This is a genomic window from Kitasatospora sp. NPDC049258, assembly GCF_040678895.1.
Classification (GTDB): Bacteria; Actinomycetota; Actinomycetes; order Streptomycetales; family Streptomycetaceae; genus Kitasatospora.
The window spans coordinates 1-2,428 of sequence record NZ_JBFAQT010000097.1 but is presented as its reverse complement, the minus strand read 5'-3'; the positions used below and the strand labels follow the sequence as shown (position 1 = coordinate 2,428).

The following is a 2,428-nucleotide window of genomic DNA, read 5'->3' as shown; positions in this document are numbered from 1 at the left end:
GGTTGCTTGCGCCTTCGGCGCTGCGCGGCGGCGGAGCCGCCGGTATTGCCCGGCCTTCGGCCGGGGGCACCGGGCTTCGCCCGGTGCTGGGTGGCGGCTACGCCGCCACGGGCGCCCGACTGTGCCGGGCCTGCCGGGGCTGCGCCCCGGCGAGGTAGTGGGTGTCGTGGCGGTGCAGTGTGGTTGGTGGGTCAACTCTCAGGCTGAGCATGTGAAGTTGACGAGTGGTGAGTGGGTGGGGCCTTCGGCCCGGGTGGGCGGGGCTGGGGAGGCCGGCCTGGTGGTGGGTGAGGTGGTGGCAGGGCGCGGATCGAGGGTGGAGGTGACGGGCCGTCGGATTCCGGTGTCACTCGAAGGGATGGAGAGGGGCGGGCTTCGCCCGAAGCAGGTGCATCAAACTTGGCAGGCCGCTAGTGTCTGGAGTTAGGAAGAGCCTCCATTGGGGCTGATCCGGCGTCACTGGAAATCCGCTGGGTCGAATTCTGGCGGCGCTGCCCGGTGTTTATGCAGATTGCATTTCGGCGCTGCTTTGAATCGACTCCCAGAATGCACGGATTGCGCTGGATCAGGAGGCGAGAATAGGTGAGGGAATTGCCGGAACCGTACGGAGCGTGCTGCGTGACCTGCTGGGGAGGATCGGGGTCGGCCTTCGGCCGTGGGGTCAGGTCCGGGCCGGATCCGGCGGGGGCGGGGTCCGGAGGAGCCCCCCGCCGGGGCTTCCGCGCGGCTGGAAGCCCAGCACGTCCTGCGGCAGGGCACTCAACCCGCCGTCCGGCAAGGCGGAGCGCAGCGGGCGCGGCACTGCCGGATCGGCCGGCAGGCCGATGCTGGGGGCACCGGCCGGGGGCTGCCGTCGGGCCCCGCCCAGGCGGCCAGGTGCTGGCGTGTCGGTGCTTGCCCCGATGGCTGGGGTCCGGTATCGCGCGCGCCCGCGTTCTGAGAGCTGAGGCCCTGTATCGGTGCTGGTCAGGGCGCTGCGTGGCGGATGGAATGTCAGCCCTGGGCTGACATTTTGGGGGTGCGGATGTCAGACGGTGCTGACCAACCACCGTAGTTTCGTGCCTGTGCTGTTACGTAACTGGTCGCGCGGGTCAGCGAACGTTATCCACAGGTCTCCTGGGTGATCGTGTTCCCGACGCGCAGAGCTTTGTCAGCCCTGGGGTGACATTCCAGGGACTTTCGTGCGTGTCCTGTCACCAAATCTGTGCCTGCACTGTCACGTTCGTGCCAGGATGCTGACGTCCGATCCGATCAAGGAGAACCGCGAGATGAGCGCAGGGCCCACCGACGGCAGCTCGGCTGCCCGGCTGCCGGAGTCGAAGCCCGCGCGCACTCGGCGCCGGCGCCCCGCACCTCCGCCCACCTCGTACAGCCGGATCCCGAGCCCGAACACGGTCGAGCTGCCACCGGGCCACGCCGCCCAGGTGTTCCCGCTGCCCAGCAGCACGGGGTTCGTCGGCGACGCGTTCAGCATGGACTCGCTCGAGTTCATGCGGTGGGCCGCCCGCCGCTACGACAGCGACCGCTTCGTCCTGGTCGTCCTGTTCACCCTGATGGGCAGCCAGGAGCCCGGCGGGCTGATCGAGGCCAACCACGGCGACGTCGCCGAGCACCTTGGCTACAGCCGGCCGCACATCACTCGGGTCTTCCACGTCCTTGAGGCCGACGGAGCCCTCCGGCGGGTCCGTAATGGCGTCTACCAGCTCAACCCCGCCGCGAGCCTGCGCGGAGGCCTGAAGAAGCCGCAGAAGGGCCGCAAGGGGGCCTCACCGGGTAAGGGTGAGAGGGTGGAGCAGCTGGACCTGCTGCACGCGCTCCTGGAGGACCCGGCCGCGCCCGAGGCGTTCAAGGCGATGGCGCAGCCGGGCGCGACGCTGGAGCCGCGCAAGCTCAAGGAAGGGAAGCCGTCATGACCGTCACCACGGACGAGTGGGTCGCGCGTCGACCGCTGTGGGGGAGCTTCAACGGGCTGGCCTACGTACCGCGGCTGCCTCCCACCGCCTACGCGCTGCTGCTGCACCTGCTGACCGTCCAGCAGCCCGGCGGCCTGGTGGTGGCCACCCACGAGGAGCTGGGAGACGGCCTGGCGATGGACCGCGTCCTGATCAGCCGCGCCATGCAGCACCTGGTGGCCGCCCGGCTCGGAACCGTCGTACGCCGAGGCCGCTTCCAGCTCCACCCCGCCATCGCGGCCTTCAACACCCCCAAGGAGCAGCAGCAGGCGATGCGGGCGCTGCCGCAGGAGATGCGCCTCGACGAGGGCGACTTCGAGGGCGAGTACGAGCGCCGGCTGCAGCAGCACCAGGAGGAGAAGGCCCGCAAGGCCGGACAGCGAAGTTCCCGGCCGGCCTGCGGGCCGAGGGGGACTGCCTGCTGGTCCGGCAGAAGCGGGACGCCACGCTGCCCGAGGGCGCCGTCGGCAACACCA

At 70.3% G+C, this 2,428-nt stretch carries 2 protein-coding genes; both read left to right on the top strand.

The window, feature by feature from the left end; all coding sequences use genetic code 11:
* Positions 1 to 1,268: 1,268 nt before the first annotated feature.
* Positions 1,269 to 1,913 carry a helix-turn-helix domain-containing protein gene (locus tag AB0K43_RS31320; RefSeq protein WP_363645796.1) on the top strand — a complete coding sequence of 215 codons (645 nt, stop codon included), beginning with the start codon at positions 1,269 to 1,271 and terminating at the stop codon, positions 1,911 to 1,913.
* The coding region (locus AB0K43_RS31315) for a hypothetical protein (RefSeq protein WP_363645794.1) at positions 1,910 to 2,428 on the top strand (519 nt) is incomplete at its 3' end. The genes AB0K43_RS31320 and AB0K43_RS31315, both read left to right, overlap by 4 nt.